We start from the raw sequence: 15,925 nt of genomic DNA on the forward strand, positions 1-15,925 counted from the left end.
TGCTGCTCTACGTGACGGCACTGGAGGACTACACGAGGCGCGAACCGCTGCCTTGGGCCGAGCTGTTCGCGGCGCGCGGCCGCGCGCTCGCGCACGTCCTGCAGGCGCCTGCAGACGAAGCGGTGCGATGCGAGCTTGGGCGCGTGCGAACCGTGCTGCTGCAGGCAGGCTTCACGCACTACCTGGCCGCGGTCGATGGAGCACTCGCCGCGTGAGGCGAGCGTCACGCCTGTGCCGTGTCTATCCGGCCGGCCGGATGAGGTCCGCGCGTTCGCTAGTCGCAGCGCCGAAGGGAACGATAGTGCTCGCGCGGAATCGTTTAATGGGGCGAACTTCAGCTTGGGTTGGTAGGCGCATCCGCTGCAGCGATCCGATGCTCGCGTCCACAAAGGTGCGAATGTCAGGAAAGGAACCCGTCGGCAAGTCTGATGCGTCTGGCCACGATGCCCGACATGAACGAGTATTGTCCCCTTGGAAGCTGCCCTTGATATGACGCCCGCGGCAGCCTTCTCCCGCCCGGAAAGCCAGCTCGCGAATGGCGGCTTCCACGCCCGACGCGGTCATTTGGTCCCACGCAGGTTCGCCGGCCGCGTTCACAGGTGAAGCGGCCATCCGTCTTACCGGCAGTGGGACCAGAAAAAACATGCGTCCGTATCACTGATTTTTGTATCCTCCTTACCGGAAAAAGGATTCCTTGTGGAGTCAGCAAGGCAGATTTCAGTCAAAAAGTCGATAACTCCATGAATGGCATCCAAGCCCGCCGAATAATAGATGAAGGTCCCTTTCCGGTTGCTGGATACAAGGTTCGCGCGTGACATGTCCTTTAGGTGGAAAGACAGGCTGGACGGAACAATTCCTAATTGCGCAGAAATCTCTCCCGCGGGCAACCCACTAGGCCCCACGGCAGCGAGCAGCCGAAAGATAGCCAATCGCGAGTGGTGTGCTATCACGCTCAAAGCAAGCAATCTGGTGTCTTCGTCCATTTCCGTAGCTCAGCTGTTGTCGAAGGTCGTTTGCTCTCGCAGACGCGCGCGGCGACAACGTGGGAACCGCGTGCGAATACTTTTGCGCCCGCACGCGCTCCGGACCGACGCGCACGTCTGCGAGCGAATCAAGCCTTCCAGCGTGCCAGCGAAAACGCCCGTCGGTTTCCTCAGGCAATCCATCCACCATCGACCGTCAGACTCTCGCCGGTCGTGTAGCCTGCTTCGGGGCTCGCGAGATAAGCTACAGCCGCGGCGATTTCCGCCGGTTTGCCGAAACGCCCCACGCTTGCGAGCTTTGTCATCGTTGCGTGGTCTTCTGTGCCAGGCTGCGGAGCCAGTTCTGTATCGATCGGGCCGGGCTGGACGGCATTCACGGTTACGCCATATTTGCCGAGTTCGCGCGATAGCCCGCGAGTGAAGCCTCTGAGGGCGAACTTCGATGCGATGTAGAGCGTCACACCAGGCAGTGGCGCGGCTTCGCCGAAGGCCGAGCCCACGTTGATAATGCGTCCCCAGCCGGCCGCCATCATTCGCGCCGCCGCGTCTTTTGCCAGTTCGATCGGCGCACGAACATTCAAGTTGAAGTGTGTGTCGTATGACGTCTCCGAAGAATCAAGGAAGGGTCCGTACTCCACCGTGCCAGCGTTGTTGACAAGAATGTCGAGCCGCCCCTCGAAGCGGCCACCGAACGCGCCGTTCAGCGCCTCAATGAGACTCTTGACGCCTTCTGGTTGCGACAGGTTGGCGCCGACAGCTTCAGCCTCGCCGCCGGCATCGCGGATCTCCTTGACAACTGCGTCGGCCCGCGCCGGACTCGACGCATAGTGAACGATCACCGATGCGCCGTCCCGCGCAAGACGTGCCGCGATAGCTGCACCGATTCCACGCGAAGCGCCCGTAACGAGAGCAAGTTTGCCTTTCAGAGCCTGGGTCATGTTTTCCTCAACAGATAGATTTCGAAGCGGTCCTCCGGGCTGAACAGCCGGAAGAGACCGCTGCATCGGAGCCAATGTTTCGTGCATTGGTTGATGCGTATCCTCCGCTCAGGTGGCGTCGCCTGGTAGTCGCGGGTGAGGAATAGCTCCTATTCCTACTGCGAAGAGGCAGCCCGGGGCATTGGCGCCCTGGTACGAAGCGGCTAGGCGATGAGGTTCTCGCTGGAGCGCTCATTGAGAAGGTGCTCGACAAACATGACGAAGGCACGCGCTTTCATGGTCGCCATGCGGCCGGACGGAAATACTGCCCACAGGTCAATCGGCGGCAACATCCAGTCAGTCAGGACGGCCTGAACCGCGCCGTTCGAGAGTTCAGGAGCGAACATCCATTCCGAAGCGACAGCAAGGCCCATGTGAGCGAGTACCGCCGTGCGCATGCCTTCAGCTGCGTTCACGCTTATTCGGCCGGACAAGGTTACGTTTGAGTCGGAACCGTCACTCCGGCTGAACAACCACGATTCACCGCCGCCTCGCACCGAGTAGACGACCGCCTGATGACGGCTAAGGTCGACAGGCGTTTGCGGAAACCCGGCCTCCGCGAAATATGAGGGTGTGCCGACGACGACCCGCCGCCCGGTGGAGATGCGACGCGCCGTCATGTTCGAATCGTCCAGGGCACCCATACGTAACGCAACATCGACACCCTCTTCGAGCAAATCGACGGACCGATCGTCAAGTACGATATCGATGCTCAGATTGGGGTGTTGATCCAGGAAAGACTTTAATGCTGGCAAGACGTGTAGCCGGGCGAAGGTGACGGCTGCGCCAATGCGCAGTCGCCCGGACAAGCCATCCGACGATTCACGTACTGCCTGTTCTGCCCGCTCCGCCTCATCAATGGCCCTGAGTGCGTGATCGTAGAACCGTTGACCGGCATCGGTCGGCGCCAGGCCACGTGTCGATCTCAATAGCAAACGGGCCCCCAGACGTTCCTCCAACTGTGCGACTGTCTTTGAGACGGCCGGTTGGCCCAGCTTTAACCGGCGTGCCGCGGCGGAAAATGAACCCGCATCGACAACAGTTATGAAAGTCTCCATCGCCACCATGCGGTCCATGTGCAGCCTCCTGCCAGGTTGTCAGCGAAAGTGCGCAGTGTAGCGAAACGACGAGCCTCTTCGGACAAGGCACGCGTTATAGGACGCCGACGGCCCGTAGCGCAATCAGATGCGGCGGACCACTTGTTGTTTCGTGACCGCCGACTGCTTTCGAATGGAACGCGGCCCCTTGACAACTCGATCTCAAAGGCTCGCGGACGTCACCTTATGGCCAAATACGGGCGGAAGCGATTGCGCCAAACCGACCCTGAACCGCCACTCGCGCTGCGCCGGCGGACGTCCGTAGCGCAATCACAAGGCAGACGCCCGCGCCTCGCGGCCGAGCATCCGATGCGGCCATTGCCGACAACCGCGCAAAAACGCTCTTGTGGTATCCAACGAGTTGCTAGGCGACCGAGGTCACATATCCGCCTTCGGGCGCGTCGTGCGGAAGGGACCAGCCGAAATAGACCTCTGCCTCGACGATTTTGCCACCGCGGACGGTTAGCCGCTCCGTATTGCGGAATCGTCTACTGCGAAAACTCGTTCCTTCATAAACGACGAAGACCTGTTCGTCATGAACAACGACATCGATGAACTGAAAGTCGGTGATCGTCTCGCTGTTGGGCCAACAACGCGTGAAGTAGGTGTTGCGATCCAGGCGGTTATCCAAAGGGCTGGTGAAATGGAAGTCTTCGCCAATCAGAGCCTCGATGGCGGCGCGGTCCTTATGTACATAGGCGAGATAACTCGCACGGGCGATGTCGGCAGGATCTTGCTGCATATACGTCGTCTCCATTGAATGTTTTGAGAAGCACCTAAACGGCTTGTTCCTGCACATGGACCTGCAGAAAATTCAGGTGCATCGCAAGCTTCTGGCCCTTGTCGACCGGCGCCACCTTCTTTGGCCCCTCATACGTCCACGATCACTTCAAACCCGCCGTAGATCAGCCGCTTGCCGTCGAAAGGCATCGGGTTCGTGTCAGGCTGCAGCCGTGGGTCGGCCATCACCGCTTTCATTCCGTCGTCTCGTGCCTGACGCGAAGGCCAGACAACCCACGAGAACACCACCGCCTCGTCATCCTGTCGTTTGACCGCCATCGAAAAAGACGTCACCTTCCCTTCCGGGACATCATCTCCCCAGCACTCGACCACCTTCAATGCGCCGTGCTCCTTGAAGACGGCCGCTGCCGATTCGGCATGCTTCCTGTACGTTTCACGATTCGCCGTGGGCACCGCGGCGACAAATCCATCTACGTAAGCCATGAACGACCTCCGTTCGCGTTAGTAATGAAAAGGGGCGCAAAAGCGACGTCGGGACCGCATTGCCGCAATCTTGCCGCCCTATACGCACGACGAACGACGCTTGAGGAAATCGACAAAGATCACGATATATTTCGAGGTCCCCCAAAACTTACACTTGCGGGGGAACGCATCTGACCATACTGAGGTGCGGAGCCGTACGTTCTGGCGGTCGTGGAGTCAACTACACAACACTCTTTAGCCTTCTGCTTGCTCATACATCGACCAGTGCAAACCCAGGCAAAGCCTCCGGGACGAGTAACGGAAGTTTTAGCAACCCGGCAGGCGACGCTCGCGGGACCATCCCTCCCAGTCGAAGGGCGGCTCACTTAGTAGTCGCTATTGGCATGATCAGCTATTTCGGGAAGTTGAGGGGGAACTGGCGGCTGCATCGGCGAAGGGCGCCCAGGACAGAGATTTACCGGTTTAATTCACGCCGGCTTCTCGCCATCGATCCGCGCACCTTCGAAATGCATCCCAACATTGCAGTGGCGATCGTCCGCTCCCAAGCGCGGCACGATCGATGACCCTCTTCCGGAAGTGTGTTCGCGAGTGAGGTCCGGACCGCTCCGGGTGATCCGGCATCCATCACGATGCACGTTTTGTCCGGGCGAACGTCGCCTCTGTCCGTTGAGTGCGACGCGGCTCAGGCTCTAAATTGGCGGCATTAAACCCAACGGGCGTTTGCGAGAAGCAACGTTACCTCGCGCGCCACCTCGTCCGAGCAAACCGCCAGCGCAGGGGAATGGTCGGGCGACTCTAGAGGAGACACCGCCATGGCCCATCAGATAACCTTCCGTTTTGAGGACGGAGTGACCCGCTTCATCGAGTGCAAGGAGGGCGAGCGTGTCACCGATGCAGCCATTCGCGCCAGGATCAATATTCCACTCGACTGCCGTGATGGTGTGTGTGGCACCTGCAAGGCGGTCTGCGAGTCTGGCGACTACGTACTAGGTGACTGCGTGGAAGATGCGCTCAGCCTCGAAGAGGCGAGCGCCCGCCAGGTCCTCACCTGCCAGATGAGCCCACGTTCCGACTGCGTGATTCTGCTCGCCACGGATTCCGATGTCTCCGGGACCGGCCCGTCCTCCCACCAAGGACGGGTCGTCGCCTGCGAACGAGTGTCGGACACCGCGATCGCCTTCTCGGTCGAGCTTGAGAACCGCGCAGATCTCAGCTTCCTTCCCGGGCAGTACGTCAACATTCGAGTGCCCGGCACCGATCAGAGCCGCTCTTACTCCTTCAGCTCGGGGCCGTCCGAGTCGCGTATGTCCTTCCTCGTGCGCAATGTGCCTCAAGGGGTGATGTCGAACTGGCTGTCCGAATCCGCCAAGGTAGGAGACAAAATCGAATTTCGCGGCCCGATGGGAAGCTTCTACCTGCGCCCCATTGAGCGGCCGGTGCTGTTTCTCGCGGGCGGTACGGGCCTCGCTCCGTTTCTCTCGATGCTCGACAAGATCGTCGCAGACGGCGGCAGTCCGTACCCGATCCACATGGTCCTCGGTGTGAACACCGACGAGGATCTGGTCGGCATCGACCGGCTCGAAGCCTATATGCGGCGCCTGCCGAACTTCACCTATGCCTGCACCGTCGCCAGTCAAGAGAGTACCTATCCCAACAAGGGCTATGTGACCCACCACATCAGCGCCCTCCATCTCAACGATGGGGACGCGGATGTCTACCTCTGCGGTCCGCCACCTATGGTCGATGCGGTGCGCGATTTTCTGTCGTCCGAAGGGCTAACGCCGCGCAACTTCTATTACGAGAAGTTCGCGGGCACCGGCCTCGTGGTTCAGACCGGCGAGGAGCGCATCGCTTCTGTCGATGTCGATGAAGCCTTCGACCTGCGCATGGCGCTCGAACTGGGAGCGGCTCAACTGACCATGGGCCGGCTGTCGAGCGAGCAATTGATCGTGTTCCGCCAGCTCGCCGAGGCGACGGCGCGCTTCGTGTCCGGGCGGCGTTTTACCGACGTTGCGCGCTATATCGAGGCCAACCACGCTTTCCACCTGTTCACCATCGAAGCTTCCGGCAACGCCCAGCTAATCGCGCTCTACCGTCAACTGGCCGTACAGGACTACATCGCTCGCGCGCTGACCGACCAGATCGAGATCGTGGGCGATATCGTCCAGCAGCACCGGGATATCGTTGCCGCCTTTGAACTGGGCGACCTGAACGCGGCACGGGACGTGATTGCGCTGCATGCGCTTCATTCCAGGGCCACGATGAGCCGCGCGCTGGAGCGTATGACCTTGGGCAAGATGGCCCCCATCGTCGCAGCGCCACCCGCATCATCTGCCGCGCCTGTCGTGCCACAAAGTGCGCCGCAGATCTGCCCGTTCACGGCAAAGACCCTTCCGCCCTATTCACACGAACTGGACTGGCCCGAGGGGCTGGAACCATTCAAGGTGGTCGATGACGGCTCGCAAGGCGACCCGTACGAGCACTATCGCTGGATGCGGGAGAACGCGCCGGTGCTGCGTTGCCAGTCGACGACTTCGGACGTGTGGTTCCTGTCGCGCTATGACGATGTCTACCAGGCGATTCGCAACCCGAAGTTGTTTTCCTCTGAAGTCGTCAGCCCACCACCGCTGACGTTCCTGACGCTGTTCGATGCGCCCGACCATTCGCGCTTGCGCAAGGTCGTCCAGCCGTCCTTCCTGCCGCTGGCGCTCGATCCCTTTATCGAGCAGATCGCGCAGAGGGCGGAGCACCTCCTCGACGCGATGATTGCCAAAGGCGGAGGTGATGTCGTCGACGATTTCGCTATCCCGCTCAGCATTTCGACCATCTCCACGATGATCGAGGTGCCAAACGAGGACGAGGAGAAGATGAAGTTCTGGTCGGACGAGACCTTCAGCTACTTCGGGCGCCTCGCGCGCAATGCGCCGGGGACCGGCACCGACGAGGAGAGCGCGCAGGCTTTCTTCGCTTACCTGAAGCAAGCGCTGGAGCGGCTTGCTCGCACCGACAGCCAGTCGATCGGCGGGCATATCGCGCGCATGTGGAAGGACGGGTTGCTTTCGGAAAAGGAAGCGAAGGAGCTGTGCGCCTTTGTTTTCATCGCCGGGCACGACACGACGACCATCCTCGTCGCCAACGCTTTTCGGATGTTCGCCGAACAGCCGGAATTGCTCGGACGGATCCGCGAAAACCTCACCGACGCAGACCGTTTCGTCGAGGAGGTGGCGCGCTATCGTGGTACGGTCCAGCGCGTGAGCCGCATCACCACTGAGGCGACCACTGTCGCGGGCGTTGATATTCCTAAGGGCGCAGTGGTGCGATTGCTGCTGTCGGCTGCGAACCGCGACAGCCGCAAGTTCGCCGAGGGTGAGACCTTCGACATCGACCGCGATTCCAGCGGCCACCTGGGGTTCGGCAACGGCATGCACAAATGCCTGGGTGCGCCGCTCGCCAAGCTTGAGACGCTGATCGCGACGAAGGCTCTGGCCAGCAAGGTCGGCGATATTGCGCTCGACCCGGCACGACCGATCCAGTATGTGCGAGGCAACAATCTGACCAACTCCGGACCGGAGCATCTGTTCGTGAAGCTGAGTGGGTTATCGCCCTCAACCAATGAGGAGGCGAGCTCGGGTCAGCCCGCTTGTCCCTTTTCCGGCGGCACGGATCGATCATGGGCCGCATAGCGGTATTCGGTGGGTCGCAGCCCGGTCTGCTTGCGGAAGAAGCGACCGAAATAGGCCTCGTCCTGAAAGCCCAGTTCACTGGCGATCTGCTTCACGCTGAGCGTCGAATAGCCGAGCAGCCGCTTGGCTTCATGGACCGAGCGCGCATCGATTGCCTCGATTGCCGAGACTCCGAAGGTCGCGCGGCAGATGCGCGAGAGCTGACCCGTGCTCACGCCCATCTCGTCGGCATAGCTGGCGACCGGGCGCCGCTCACGGCAATGGCGGTCGAGCAACGCGCGGAAACGCTCGATCCGTCCGGCCATGGTCCGTTGCTCGGAACTGGTTGAGAGCCGGGCGCTCTCGCTGAGGCGCCCGATCTTGACGAACAAGGCGATCGTCAGTGCCGCGCCGGCGGTGAACTGCCAGCGCTCCTGGATCTCCGCCTCGCGCCCGATCGACTCGAACAGGTTGCCTAGAGACGTGCCACGCTCGACCACGGGATCGACCGACAGCACTGTCGGTGCGCGGATGAATTCCAGCAGTTCCGGCGCGGCCGCCATCGCCAGCGATTCCAGTGCGGACTGCGCGGCAGTGATGACGTGACCGTCGACGTCGCTGCGAAAATGAAAACCGTGAACCGAGCGCGCTGGCACGACGATCAGGCATGGAGCTTCGACTACCCAGTTCTTGCCGTCGATGAACGTTTCTCCGCCCCCGGCGGTGACGTAGAGCACCTGGATCAGCGCGTCATGGACGTGCGGCTTGATGTCGAAGTCGAAACGGCCGGCACGCATCGGAATGCGTTCGTAATGGACCATGTCGACCCAGGATTGGTCAGCTTCCGCGCCGTAGAGCGAGAAATGCAGAACGGTCCGTCGGCGCTGTGTGTCATTGGCCATGATGCACGTTATGTCCTGCTCTATGTGATCTCTGTCCATTGTTCCATAGGTGCCGTGGGCGTTCAATGGCCATGCGGATTTCCGCTACCGAAATCGCATCGAAAATTTCAGAAAGGATAACTACATGAGACAGGAACTTGAAAATAGCGCCGCCGCGCCGGCCCCCTACTCGCTGACCGTGGACGGAAAGGTCTGCGTGATCACGGGCGCGGGCAGTGGCATCGGCGCCGGAATCGCGCGCGCGTTCGCCAAGGTTGGAGCACATGTGGCGCTCATGGATCGGAATCTCGCCGGTGCTGAAGCTGTCGCCGCCGAGCTTCGGGCGGCCGGTGCGGTGGCTCAGGCGTTCGGCTGCGACGTGTCGGACGAAGCCTCGGTTGCCGAGGCTGCCGGCTCGGTTCGTGCAGCGCTCGGCCCGGCCAGCGTGCTTGTCAACAACGCGGGGCTGCTGCGGGCCGGACCTCTCGACACGGTGTCGATCGCGGACTGGAACCAGGCCATCGCCGTGAACCTGACCGGCTATCTACTGTGTGCTCGAGAGTTCGGGTCCGACATGCTGGCCGCAGGGAAAGGCAGCATCGTTCACGTCGCCTCGATTGCGGCACTCAATCCGCAGACCAACAGCGGTTCGTATAGCCCAAGCAAGGCGGGCGTGCTACTGCTCTCGCGTCAGTTAGCGGCGGAATGGGGTCCTCGCGGGGTGCGCAGCAACTGCGTGCTGCCCGGCATGATCCGCACCGCGCTGTCCGCGAAGTTCTACGAGGAGCCCGGCTTCGAGGCGCGCCGCGCCGCCGCCACCGCGAGCCGCCGCATCGGCGAGCCGGAAGACCTCGCCGGTCCCGCCCTATTCCTCGCCTCCGATCTGGCTGCCTACGTCAATGGCGCGGAGGTGCTGGTCGACGGCGGTCTCGATTGCATGCTGATGGACATGGTGCCGCGACCCGGCTTCAACGCCGCGCCGGCGTCCGCGTGAGCACCATCACACCATAACGACAGGGAGAATGAATATGGCGAAGGAGATGACTTACGATCTGGTCGTGGTCGGATCGGGCGCAGCGGGCCTTGCTACTGCGATCACTGCAAAGAAGCGCGGCCTCGACGTCGTCGTGCTCGAAAAGGAGCCCGTGTTCGGAGGTACCACCGCGCTGTCGGGCGGCGTATTGTGGATTCCGCTGAGCAAGTATGGCCGGCAGCAGAACCCGGCCGACACCGTCGAGCGTGTGCGCGAATACATGATGAGCGAGACCGGCGGCAACTACGATGCGGCCGCGGTGGAATGCCTTATCGAGAACGGGCCGAAAATGGTCGAGTTCTTCGAGCGGGAAACCGAGATGAAGTTCGTGCCCACGCTCTATCCGGACTATCACCCGGATGCGCGTGGCGGCGTCGACATCGGCCGCTCGATCCTCGCCGCGCCCTATGACATTCGCGGGCTCGGCAAGGACATGCGCCGTCTCAAGCCGCCGCTCGAGACGATTACCTTCATGGGAATGATGTTCAATTCCTCGAACGCGGACCTCAAGCACTTCTTCCGCGCGACCAAGTCGATTGTTTCGTTTTTGTACGTAGCCAGGCGTCTGGCCACGCACGTCAAGGAACTGGCGCTTTACCGGCGAGGAATCAACGTGACGAGCGGCAACGCACTAGCCGCGAGGCTCGCGAAGTCAGCGCTGGCGCTCGACATTCCGATCCTTACTTCGACGCCCGTCAAGGAACTGCTGAACGAGCACGGCAAGGTGGTCGGCGTGCGGGCTACAGCAGCGGACGGCGAGTTGCGGATCACCGCACGGCACGGCGTCGTGCTGGCTTGCGGCGGCTTCCCGCATGATCTCAAGCGCATCGCGCAGGTCTATCCGCATGTGAAGCGTGGCGGGGAGCATCTCTCGCCTACTCCCGCGGCCAATACGGGCGACGGACTGAACATGGCGGAAAAGATCGGGGCGGCCGTGGCGCTCGGCTTCGCCGATGCGTCGGCCTGGATGCCGGTCTCGAAGGTGCCTTTCGGCAAGGGCCGCACAGGCGTGTTCCCGCACCTGCTCGACCGCTACAAACCCGGCGTGATCGGCGTGCTGAAGAACGGCCGGCGCTTCACGAACGAATCGAACTCCTACCACGACGTTGGCGCGGCGCTGATGCGTGCCTGCGAAGGTGAACGGGAGACGGCAATGTGGCTGATCTGCGATAAGGTCGCGCTCGGCAAGTATGGACTCGGCTATGCGAAGCCCGCGCCCATGCCGGTGGGGCCGTTGCTACGCAAAGGCTATCTCGTCAAGGGGGAGACGCTGGGCGACCTGGCGCGCAATTGCGGGATTGCTTCCGAGGCGCTCGAGAAGACGGTCTCTGCCTACAATCGCGACGCCGAACGCGGAGAAGACCCGTCGTTCCAGCGCGGCAGCACCTCGTTCAATCGCTATCTCGCCGATCCGGACCACAAGCCCAATCCTTGTGTTGCGCCGATCGCGACCGGCCCTTTCTATGCGGTGAAGGTCGTGATGGGCGATCTGGGCACGTTCGACGGTCTCAGGACCAGCGTCACCGGCGAGGTGCTGCGCGCCGACGGCAGCCAGATCGACGGTCTTTATGCGGTCGGCAACGACCGGCGCAGCGTAACGGGCGGCAACTATCCGGGCGCCGGCATCACTCATGGGCCCAACATGACATTCGGCTATGTCACCGGCAACGTCATTGCCTCCAAAGCGGTGACTCACAGAGAGAAAGAGTACGCATGAATACCCGTCCCTTGTTTCTGGCAAAGCCCTTGGTAGATTTCCGGGTCTACACCATCGCGCTGCGCAAGATGCCTGAATTTCTCGATGTGTTCGACACGCTCGCGATGCCGATCCTGCGCGAGACACTAGGACATCCGTTCGGATTTTGGACAAGTATGGTCGGGCCGCAAAACCAGTTCACCCACCTGTGGGGGTATGACAATCTGGCGGACTACGAACGCCGGTGCCTTGCACGCGATACGCATCCGGATTTCCCGGCCTATCTCAAGGCGTCGGGCCATCTGATCGTGGCGCAGGAGACACGGCTCATCCGTGCCGCCGCGCTGGCCAGCGCCGCGGAGTAAGCCGATGCCTGAAGGTTTTGTTGTTATCCGAAGCCCAGAATCGTATTGCGCCGGTCTTTGATTGTCACAGAAATTCGAGTGATAGTGCGTCGGACATGGTGAGCAGACGGACAACGATTGCGGATCCGTTTCGACGGGGGCGGCGCGCGGTTGTTGACGATCTGGGCCGCACAGTCGACCGTATCTTCTTGGCCGATCGGTGCCTCGTGCAGATGCATGAGGTGGCCCGGTCAGCGGTCGGCGGGACGCGACCCGTGACCGTGCTTCGCGGACTTTCTCTAGACGTTTCTATCTTGGTGCAAAGCGCCCGTACCGGCTCGTTCCCGTAAATTCCACCAGAGACGCTCGTCAGCACCGATCTGCCCGATCTGCACTCCAGTCGAAAGTGCTAGCGTTGGTGTGGTGGGTCTTTACAGATGTCGGGAGCTACACGAGGTAGTCGAACGGTGAAGTCCGTTTCCGATTCGTCGGACCGTGCGGCTATTTCGCCGCCGCGAGCATGGGCAATTTCTCTTGCAATATAGAGCCCCAGGCCGAGGCTGTCCTCCGAGCCCGGCCGCGTTTCAGCGCCCGGACCGCGCTCAAGAGGTTCAAACACGCGACATAGGAAGGACGGCGATATGGCCGGCCCGCAGTTCCTGACGGCGATGATATCTCCCGGTCTCCTCCAGTGACAGTTACCTGCACGGCCCCCGCCGGCTCCCCGTACTTGATCGCGTTTGCCACGAGGTTGCCAAGCATCTGCTGGATGCGCCGGCCGTCGCACAGAGCCGCAGTGTCCCCAGTCACATCCAGTTCCACCCTCTGTGTCCCGTGCGTCACGCGCAGCTGCTCCAGTTCGTCGGCAACGAGCGGCGACGTCGACGGGCGCAGGCGCGACCACTGGAGCGCCGAGCGGCTGGGTAACGCAATCGACGCCGTCGATCGCGGCGCCAAGCTCGCATCCCAGCTGCTTGCCTTCGGTCGTCAGCAACCTCTCGCCCGGTCGTCATCAATCCCGCACGTCAGCTTCGCGCACTTGACGATCTTCTGCGACGGGCGCTGGTGAGACGATCGAGATCGAGTCGGTCGTTGCCGGGGGCTGTGGAATACCGCCGTCGATCCACATCAACTGGAAAACGTTATCCTGAGTCTGGCGATCAATGCGCGCGACCCAAATGCCCGACGGCGGCAAGCTCTCTCTTGAGCTATCGAATGCGACGCTCGACGACGAATATGTGCTGGCGTTTCCGGACGTCGCAGCTGGGCAATATGTGATGCGGCCGTGACGGACACCGGAGCCGGCATGAGCCCGAAAGTGATGGAGCGTGCGTTCGACCCGTTCTTCAGCACCAAGCCGGACGGTCAGGGCACGGGGCTAGGTCTGAGCATGGCCTACGGCTTTGTCAAGCAGAGCGGCGGCCATCCGCCTGTATAGCGAAATCGGCGATTGATCAACTGCGTGTTGCGCTGCAGCCCGCTGACAAGCGGCAGGCGAGCCGTCCCCGCCGGTGACAGCTAGTCCGTTACGACCGGCGCGACAAGCAAATGCACGCGGACCCGTTAGCGCGTCGCATCTACGGCTGAAATCCGCCGTTTGAATTTCCGAGGCAGCAACCAGGCGTATGACGGCCAGTGGCCGCACTGCGTCCTACGACCGAGCCCTAGAGCGCCTCTGCGCGCTTTCCGCCGATATGCAGGGCGATCACGCCGACCGCCATCGCGACGAGGGCGCGCGAGAACCAGATCCTAAACGGGCTCGGGAGATCGAAAACGTCGAATGCTTGAATCAGGCTGTAAAGTCCGAAACAGATCGACGCGATGCCCAGCGCGAGCAGGGAAACGACAAGCATCTCGGGCGCCGACCGACGACGCACATCATTTACTTCGTCTGAAGCCTTTGCTGTCGCAGATGGCTCGTGACGCGGCTTGCAAACCGGCTTCATATACTTAGCTTCCGCAACTGCGGGCCGCGACTGATAGGCGAACCGCTCGTGTCATCCGTACGCTTGCCGACCTGAACAAACTGTGCCATGAGGCACAGCACAAAGCAGAGAATCATGACGCACCGGACTGTCGAGAAGAATGCACTTTTCCCTGGCACGACGATGTTCACGACGGCTACCCTATTGTGGGCGACGACGCCTTGTGCGACGGTGGATCGTGAACTCGGCCCCTGCAGTGCGGCGGGAATGCCCTGGATGAAACGAGTGATGGCAAGCGCGCCGACGAATGCGCAAGCCACATGTAAATAGATCAACCAGGACGGCTGCGGATAATCCGGACTGTCGAGTACCAGGTTCAGGCATGCCACGATACCGGCACACGCTGCGCTCAAGGCGAACGCCAGCAGCCATGATTTGAATCGCTGGGTCATGAGTTTCGGCTTCAATGAAAGGACGCTCGACTTTAATATCGGCAAACAGTCGAAATTCTTGAGTGATCCACACGCTGCACGCGACGCTTCTGGCCGATGCACGACTAGTAGTTCAATCGTCGGACGTGGAGCGCGCGATCAACAACGCGTGCAAATCTCGCGCAATTTCGACTGGTCGTTAGCAATTTGGACAGCGAAGTCGAGCGTCCCAAATTGGCCGCGTGCTGTCCGATGCAACTGGCATATCGCGACCCTTCAAGAGCCCTCCGCTCTCCATAGTCGACATTGAGCGGTCAAAAAAGTGGGTGTGCAAGAATTGACACCTTTTTAAGGGCTACAAGCTATGAGTCGGAGTCGCCGCAACAATCTGAAAGTTCGACGGCTTACCCCAGCCGAATGGGCACAAGCATTTCCAGTCATTTCCCAGCTACGCTCCCTGGACGAAGCAGAGTTCTTGAGGCGAGTGCGGCAACAATCATATTCTGGTTACGAGCTCGTAGGCGCGTTTACGAACAGCGAGCTGATCGGCGTCATGGGCATTCGGCCGGTCCATACGCTAGCGCGGGGTGCGTATTTGCATATCGATGATATTGTCGTCACTGCGCAAGCTCGGGGAAGCGGTACGGGCCAAGCGTTGCTTGAATATGCAGAAGCCGACGCCCGTGCTCGTGACATGAGTACAGTGTTTCTCGACGCCAGACCCGAGGCCGTTTCATTTTACGAGCGTCAAAACTATGCGCTTCACCCCGCGCCCTCGATGAAGAAGACACTGTAGGTCAGCATGTCACATGCCGCAAAAGCTTGGATCTTCGAATTCTTCGCAAATAGGCGACCACACCGAACGATTCCAGCGTGCCGTCGCATTCCGCACGCAGCGGCTTACGGACTTGTCCGGGACATGCTGTCCCGAGTGGCGAATCTTTGCCACCAGTCGGTCAGTTTGCCGCACCCTTGCATCAGTAACGCGGCTTCAGGTGCCTGCATGAAGCATGCGAAGATTGGAGCGGCGTACAGATCCGCAAGTGTCACGCCATCGCCGATCAGAAACCCTCGGCTGTCCGATAGCCGGGTCAACTCGGATAAACATACAGCGGCACGTGGCAGCGCGGCGGCGATCTTGGCTTGATTTGCCAACCGGCCTTCGCGAACTGAAACCACGCTTTCAACATATATGTCCCAAACGAGCGTTCGGTATGCGTAGGCGTCCAGCATCCCAACGATCTGGTTTACCTTGGCGCGGGCTCTCGGATCTGTCGGCTGTAGTTTGCGTCCCGGAAAAGCGTCGTCGATATAGCGAACAATCGCGCCCGTCTCATAAAGACGGAAATCGCCATGTTCAAAAGCTGGAATACGGCCGAACGGGTGCCGTGTCAAATGCTCCTTTGGGACCCCCGTCTCTGCGAAGACATCCACTTCGACCAGGTCATATTTGACCTCCTTCTCTTCCAGCGCAAGCCGGGCGATCCGCACATAGACACTCCATGCGGCGCCGTATAGTTTCACCACTTCGATTGTCGGCATAGCATCGCCCCTGTCGCGCATGAGAGGCGCGGATACAACAGTCTATTTTAACGAAGCCTACGACCGCTGATTCGGTGCCCCCGATTCGCATTCGCAGGCGGCAGAATTGTCAACGGTCTACGGGCCGACA

The 15,925-nt window shown here is 60.9% G+C and carries 16 protein-coding genes and 1 pseudogene; 7 read left to right on the forward strand and 10 right to left on the reverse strand.

The features are described from left to right. Nucleotides 1–215, forward strand: a 215-nt coding sequence (locus tag B0G75_RS40575) for a hypothetical protein (protein WP_181309256.1), incomplete at its 5' end; no start/stop codon positions are given. A gap of 402 nt (nt 216–617) precedes the next feature. Here B0G75_RS40575 and B0G75_RS09550 read toward each other — a convergent pair. The 5 genes from B0G75_RS09550 to B0G75_RS09570 form a co-directional block, all read right to left on the reverse strand. Further along, the gene (locus B0G75_RS09550) at nt 618–983 is read right to left on the reverse strand and encodes a helix-turn-helix transcriptional regulator (protein ID WP_106303763.1); all 366 of its coding nucleotides are present in this window, start codon (nt 981–983) and stop codon (nt 618–620) included. Nucleotides 984–1,153: 170 nt separating this feature from the next. After that, nucleotides 1,154–2,008: an SDR family NAD(P)-dependent oxidoreductase gene (locus B0G75_RS09555; protein ID WP_258194302.1), complete on the reverse strand. Its 855-nt coding sequence runs from the start codon at nt 2,006–2,008 to the stop codon at nt 1,154–1,156. A gap of 116 nt (nt 2,009–2,124) precedes the next feature. Continuing rightward, nucleotides 2,125–3,036, reverse strand: coding sequence for a LysR family transcriptional regulator (locus tag B0G75_RS09560; protein ID WP_106303769.1), 912 nt, complete (start codon nt 3,034–3,036; stop codon nt 2,125–2,127). Between the two features lie 385 nt (nt 3,037–3,421). Then, nucleotides 3,422–3,799: a nuclear transport factor 2 family protein gene (locus B0G75_RS09565; RefSeq protein ID WP_106305534.1), complete on the reverse strand. Its 378-nt coding sequence runs from the start codon at nt 3,797–3,799 to the stop codon at nt 3,422–3,424. Nucleotides 3,800–3,927: 128 nt separating this feature from the next. Continuing rightward, on the reverse strand, nt 3,928–4,281 hold the full coding sequence (locus B0G75_RS09570) for a DUF1428 domain-containing protein (protein ID WP_106303772.1): 354 nt from the start codon (nt 4,279–4,281) through the stop codon (nt 3,928–3,930). Nucleotides 4,282–5,093: 812 nt separating this feature from the next. On the opposite strand from B0G75_RS09570, the gene benC reads away from it, so the two are divergent. After that, nucleotides 5,094–7,964, forward strand: coding sequence for a benzoate 1,2-dioxygenase electron transfer component BenC (benC, locus tag B0G75_RS09575; RefSeq protein ID WP_258194303.1), 2,871 nt, complete (start codon nt 5,094–5,096; stop codon nt 7,962–7,964). Here benC and B0G75_RS09580 read toward each other — a convergent pair. Then, nucleotides 7,913–8,845, reverse strand: coding sequence for a helix-turn-helix domain-containing protein (locus tag B0G75_RS09580; protein ID WP_106303775.1), 933 nt, complete (start codon nt 8,843–8,845; stop codon nt 7,913–7,915). The two genes, benC and B0G75_RS09580, sit on opposite strands and share 52 nt — an antisense overlap. A gap of 124 nt (nt 8,846–8,969) precedes the next feature. On the opposite strand from B0G75_RS09580, the gene B0G75_RS09585 reads away from it, so the two are divergent. From B0G75_RS09585 to B0G75_RS09595, 3 genes are read left to right on the forward strand one after another with little or no spacing between them, the layout of a single operon-like run. After that, complete coding sequence (locus B0G75_RS09585; protein WP_106303778.1) at nt 8,970–9,818, forward strand: SDR family NAD(P)-dependent oxidoreductase; 849 nt, start codon at nt 8,970–8,972, stop codon at nt 9,816–9,818. Nucleotides 9,819–9,852: 34 nt separating this feature from the next. After that, nucleotides 9,853–11,574, forward strand: a complete 1,722-nt coding sequence (locus tag B0G75_RS09590) for an FAD-dependent oxidoreductase (RefSeq protein WP_106303781.1) — start codon at nt 9,853–9,855, stop codon at nt 11,572–11,574. Next, nucleotides 11,571–11,918: an NIPSNAP family protein gene (locus tag B0G75_RS09595; protein WP_106303784.1), complete on the forward strand. Its 348-nt coding sequence runs from the start codon at nt 11,571–11,573 to the stop codon at nt 11,916–11,918. Before B0G75_RS09590 ends, B0G75_RS09595 begins: the two co-directional genes overlap by 4 nt. Nucleotides 11,919–12,306: 388 nt before the next feature. On the opposite strand, the gene B0G75_RS41995 is transcribed toward B0G75_RS09595, so the two are convergent. Next, entirely contained in the window at nt 12,307–12,801 is a 495-nt protein-coding gene (locus B0G75_RS41995) for a sensor histidine kinase (RefSeq protein ID WP_374956882.1), read from the reverse strand. Here B0G75_RS41995 and B0G75_RS09600 point away from each other — a divergent pair. Next, nucleotides 12,793–13,345: pseudogene (locus B0G75_RS09600) on the forward strand (ATP-binding protein); the annotation flags it as partial. The gene B0G75_RS41995 and the pseudogene B0G75_RS09600 overlap by 9 nt on opposite strands. A gap of 216 nt (nt 13,346–13,561) precedes the next feature. Here B0G75_RS09600 and B0G75_RS09605 read toward each other — a convergent pair. After that, nucleotides 13,562–13,750, reverse strand: a complete 189-nt coding sequence (locus tag B0G75_RS09605; RefSeq protein WP_106303787.1) for a hypothetical protein — start codon at nt 13,748–13,750, stop codon at nt 13,562–13,564. Nucleotides 13,751–13,839: 89 nt separating this feature from the next. Then, nucleotides 13,840–14,274 (reverse strand): hypothetical protein, encoded by a 435-nt coding sequence (locus B0G75_RS09610; RefSeq protein ID WP_106303791.1) that lies wholly within the window; start codon nt 14,272–14,274, stop codon nt 13,840–13,842. Between the two features lie 343 nt (nt 14,275–14,617). Between B0G75_RS09610 and B0G75_RS09615 the strand changes: the two genes are divergently transcribed. Beyond that, nucleotides 14,618–15,049 carry a GNAT family N-acetyltransferase gene (locus B0G75_RS09615; RefSeq protein ID WP_106303793.1) on the forward strand — a complete coding sequence of 144 codons (432 nt, stop codon included), beginning with the start codon at nt 14,618–14,620 and terminating at the stop codon, nt 15,047–15,049. A 104-nt stretch (nt 15,050–15,153) separates the two neighbouring features. On the opposite strand, the gene B0G75_RS09620 is transcribed toward B0G75_RS09615, so the two are convergent. Beyond that, nucleotides 15,154–15,795 (reverse strand): glutathione S-transferase family protein, encoded by a 642-nt coding sequence (locus B0G75_RS09620; RefSeq protein ID WP_258194306.1) that lies wholly within the window; start codon nt 15,793–15,795, stop codon nt 15,154–15,156. Nucleotides 15,796–15,925: the final 130 nt, after the last annotated feature.

The organism is Paraburkholderia sp. BL18I3N2 (genome assembly GCF_003001875.1).
Lineage (GTDB): Bacteria > Pseudomonadota > Gammaproteobacteria > Burkholderiales > Burkholderiaceae > Paraburkholderia > Paraburkholderia phytofirmans.

What these genes read in the sequence shown, in the direction of transcription:
- B0G75_RS09550 (WP_106303763.1), bottom strand. Translation starts at nt 983, where the DNA reads ATGGACGAAGACACCAGATTGCTTGCTTTGAGCGTGATAGCACACCAC.
- B0G75_RS09555 (WP_258194302.1), bottom strand. Translation starts at nt 2,008, where the DNA reads ATGCACGAAACATTGGCTCCGATGCAGCGGTCTCTTCCGGCTGTTCAG.
- B0G75_RS09560 (WP_106303769.1), bottom strand. Translation starts at nt 3,036, where the DNA reads ATGGACCGCATGGTGGCGATGGAGACTTTCATAACTGTTGTCGATGCG.
- B0G75_RS09565 (WP_106305534.1), bottom strand. Translation starts at nt 3,799, where the DNA reads ATGCAGCAAGATCCTGCCGACATCGCCCGTGCGAGTTATCTCGCCTAT.
- B0G75_RS09570 (WP_106303772.1), bottom strand. Translation starts at nt 4,281, where the DNA reads ATGGCTTACGTAGATGGATTTGTCGCCGCGGTGCCCACGGCGAATCGT.
- benC (WP_258194303.1), top strand. Translation starts at nt 5,094, where the DNA reads ATGGCCCATCAGATAACCTTCCGTTTTGAGGACGGAGTGACCCGCTTC.
- B0G75_RS09580 (WP_106303775.1), bottom strand. Translation starts at nt 8,845, where the DNA reads ATGGCCAATGACACACAGCGCCGACGGACCGTTCTGCATTTCTCGCTC.
- B0G75_RS09585 (WP_106303778.1), top strand. Translation starts at nt 8,970, where the DNA reads ATGAGACAGGAACTTGAAAATAGCGCCGCCGCGCCGGCCCCCTACTCG.
- B0G75_RS09590 (WP_106303781.1), top strand. Translation starts at nt 9,853, where the DNA reads ATGGCGAAGGAGATGACTTACGATCTGGTCGTGGTCGGATCGGGCGCA.
- B0G75_RS09595 (WP_106303784.1), top strand. Translation starts at nt 11,571, where the DNA reads ATGAATACCCGTCCCTTGTTTCTGGCAAAGCCCTTGGTAGATTTCCGG.
- B0G75_RS09605 (WP_106303787.1), bottom strand. Translation starts at nt 13,750, where the DNA reads ATGCTTGTCGTTTCCCTGCTCGCGCTGGGCATCGCGTCGATCTGTTTC.
- B0G75_RS09610 (WP_106303791.1), bottom strand. Translation starts at nt 14,274, where the DNA reads ATGACCCAGCGATTCAAATCATGGCTGCTGGCGTTCGCCTTGAGCGCA.
- B0G75_RS09615 (WP_106303793.1), top strand. Translation starts at nt 14,618, where the DNA reads ATGAGTCGGAGTCGCCGCAACAATCTGAAAGTTCGACGGCTTACCCCA.
- B0G75_RS09620 (WP_258194306.1), bottom strand. Translation starts at nt 15,795, where the DNA reads ATGCCGACAATCGAAGTGGTGAAACTATACGGCGCCGCATGGAGTGTC.